The sequence below is a fragment of the Acetobacter aceti NBRC 14818 genome (genome assembly GCF_000193495.2).
Taxonomy (GTDB): Bacteria; Pseudomonadota; Alphaproteobacteria; order Acetobacterales; family Acetobacteraceae; genus Acetobacter; species Acetobacter aceti.
Window position 1 is genome coordinate 1 of the sequence record NZ_AP023414.1, and the last position, 2,964, is coordinate 2,964.

General features: G+C 56.4%; 5 protein-coding genes. 1 reads left to right on the plus strand and 4 read right to left on the minus strand.

Going from position 1 to position 2,964, the window contains the following annotated elements:
• Nucleotides 1–214: 214 nt before the first annotated feature.
• Nucleotides 215–760: a replication/maintenance protein RepL gene (locus EMQ_RS17025; protein WP_020958252.1), complete on the plus strand. Its 546-nt coding sequence runs from the start codon at nt 215–217 to the stop codon at nt 758–760.
• A gap of 96 nt (nt 761–856) precedes the next feature.
• On the opposite strand, the gene EMQ_RS17030 is transcribed toward EMQ_RS17025, so the two are convergent.
• The 4 genes from EMQ_RS17030 to EMQ_RS17045 form a co-directional block, all read right to left on the minus strand.
• Nucleotides 857–1,138, minus strand: a complete 282-nt coding sequence (locus EMQ_RS17030; protein WP_014106742.1) for a type II toxin-antitoxin system YafQ family toxin — start codon at nt 1,136–1,138, stop codon at nt 857–859.
• A complete protein-coding gene (locus EMQ_RS17035) occupies nt 1,125–1,388 on the minus strand; it encodes a type II toxin-antitoxin system RelB/DinJ family antitoxin (protein WP_018308607.1) in 264 nt (87 codons plus the stop codon). Before EMQ_RS17035 ends, EMQ_RS17030 begins: the two co-directional genes overlap by 14 nt.
• Before the next feature lie 720 nt (nt 1,389–2,108).
• A complete protein-coding gene (locus EMQ_RS17040; protein WP_018308608.1) occupies nt 2,109–2,627 on the minus strand; it encodes a rhodanese family protein in 519 nt (172 codons plus the stop codon).
• A 94-nt stretch (nt 2,628–2,721) separates the two neighbouring features.
• Nucleotides 2,722–2,964 (minus strand): hypothetical protein, encoded by a 243-nt coding sequence (locus tag EMQ_RS17045; protein WP_190653925.1) that lies wholly within the window; start codon nt 2,962–2,964, stop codon nt 2,722–2,724.

Below are 2,964 nucleotides of genomic sequence, written 5' to 3' on the forward strand. Positions count from 1 at the left end.
GAGAGATCACAAAAAAAATTGTTATTTATCAATGATGTGATGGGGGGGGGTAGCCCACCAGCTATGGGCTACCCCTAGCCCACCAGCTATGGGCTAGGTTTGGATGGAATTTGTCCAAATTTGGATTGAATTCATCTACATTTTTCGCTATGAAATGGATGAATTTCATCCAAATTTGGATGAAAAATCGTCTGATTTGATCTAGGGGTAGGCCATGAAGCCAAAACACGTTGGATTAACCACAGCACCCAACGGAACTTGGGTTCAGGTCGAACGAGCGGCTATGGAACGATGGTCAAAATTAGCTGTATCAAATCCTAGAGCAGCAGCTGTTATGATGCTTATGACCTCCCAAATGGGCCGCAATAATGCTCTCGTCGCATCCCAAGCTACATTGGCCAAAATGGCTGGTTGCGGCTTGAATACTCTCAAAAGGGCTTTGTCCGTTTTACGAGAGGGCAACTGGATCGAAGTTCGACAGATCGGTCCCACAGGCACGGCCTGTGCTTACATCGTTAATGACCGGGTAGCTTGGTCCGGAAATCGCGATGGCATCCGCTACAGCCTGTTTTCTGCCGCTGTGCTGCTCTCAGACGATGAACAACCCGATAAGACCGAAATTGGCGCACAGCCGCCTCTACAGGCCATTCCAGACCTGTATCCGGGAGAGAAGCAGCTACCTACCGGCCCCGGCTTACCACCACCATCTCAGCCTTCTTTCGACGGCATGGAACCAGACTTGCCGGCCACCGAAAAATAGATCGCCCGACACCACGCGCACGTTGTCCGAAGGGCAACGTATAAGCGCGCACTCCTTGATGCGCCGGGATTGAGCCGCCTGTTCTTCCCTTGAAGGCTAGAGGTCGAGTTCCGAATGGGAGCCCAGTCGCACCAGAACCAGGCGATCGGCCTCAATGAGGCGATAGATCAGCACCAGATCGGGCTTCACATGGCAGTCCCGATAGTCCTTCCAGTTGCCTGTCAGGGCATGGTCGCGATGCCGGATTTCCAATGCCGCATCGACCACCAGAAGCTCGATAATTCGCCGCAGATCGGTGTCCAAGGCAGCCCGATGCGGCCCCTTCGCCACCCGTTTGAAATCACGCTTGAAGGCCGTCGTGCGCTCAATCGTCCGCATGGAGATCTTCGAACAACGCATCAACAGACCTGAAGCGCGTCAGATCCCCACGCTCGACCTCGGCAAACGCCGCCAACGTCTCCGCATTAGGCTGAAACAGCGCGGCCGGAATCACCTTGTCCTGGGCAATCCGCGTCATCAGCACGCGAACCACATCACTCACCGTCAGCCCGGCCGCGTGAATGACCTGGTTCGCGGCTTCCTGAATCTCGCCCGGCACTCGGGCCTGGACCATGCGACTGACAGCCATGACATACCCTCCCAACACTGTATTTCAGTGTAATACAAATCGTCGATTTTGTCTATGTTCCGGGGTGGGAGAAGGCGGAAAAGTGAGGGCAAGATTAAAGAAACCGGCACTCTGTGACCTTGGTTTTCAGGATTCCGATGTCTGCACATGGGGTTAGGGCGCGGCATGGTGGCACTGCGAAAATTGCCGCCAGAGTGCCGCCCTTTCCGGCCAGGCCGCGAGAAACCCCCACATGGGACGGCACCATGCCCCACCTGATCGCGACAGGAGAACAGGTGATCGCCTCTTGCGATCACCCGCTATAAGGCCGTCAGAAGGCCGTATGATGGCTTCCGGATCTTGTCCGGTATTGGGTATCGGAAACTCGTCTGAGTGCCCTGTATGGCCATCCTGCGGTCTCTAACTGGGAGTTCCTAGCTACAGACGCAGGAAGGGCCGGACTTACCACAACCCGGCCCTTCCCCTCGCCACAGGTGACTACGCCCATAGCCAGCTTGCCGCTGGCCTCGCACCAAGTGCAACCGGAATCGCCCCGTTCGTCGCTTCCTGAGCCATTTTGCCCTTCCCCGGTTTCGCTGGCCTTGCAGGCTCCGGGCGAGCGCGGAGCGGGAGCGGCGTAGCCCGCCGAAGGCGCCGGAGCAGTGTGACCCTTCCCCTATAATTTAGACGTCGTTCCAGATATCGAGACAGTCCAAAAACGGGTGAGCAGAATAGTAACCATCAGCCTTTTGAACGCCGGTTCCAAGGCATGACGCGCAGAAGATTGGCCATGCCGCACCATCCTGTTACGCCAGCGAACATTAGTCCTACACCGACAAACGCCGATATTCCGAAGAATACGGGCGAAACAATTAAACCAAGCAGCACGCCGGTTAGCACTATCGTACCGGCTGTGATCTGCACCTGTCGCATGATTTCCAGCGGTTGTGAGCGATCGACGACGGTGGGTAGTCTTGCCTGCCGCCACGCATCGATACCTCCTTTGAGAATACAGGCCGGTACTCCGTCAGCTGCTGATTCGAGCTGTAAGGTATTGGCAGTAGTGCGCATCCCGGACTTGCAGTGGAATATGATTTGACGACCGTTATGTGGCAGATCACCGATCCGATCGAGCGGCACGTTTATTGCGCCGGGAATATGCTCACGCGCATATTCATCTGCACTGCGGATGTCGACTAGGATTGCGCCCGCAGTGATCGCTGCGCGAGTATCGGCGGGAGAAATAGACGCAAGCGTCATAGTATTAATCCTTGCAATAGAGATAGCAGAGGGGGAGGGCAGCAGCGTTGCTGTGCAGGCGGCCCAATGAAGCAGGAAGCACCAGGAGGGCAGCTTAATGCATGCCCATACCGGAACCATCGGCCTTCAGGCCGGTGAGCATGTCAGGGTTGATCGACACACCCGGTCGCTGAAGCGTCGCACAACGATACGAAAGCGGAATTAATCGCCCTTTTTTGAGCCTCTGATCCGCCCCCGAGGGTCCACCGGCGCGGCTCCGCTGCCGCTCACGCAAGGCGTTCGCTGCGCCGCTCCCGTGGGCTTCGGGGACGGCCCAAAGATCATAGAGAGAGATCAC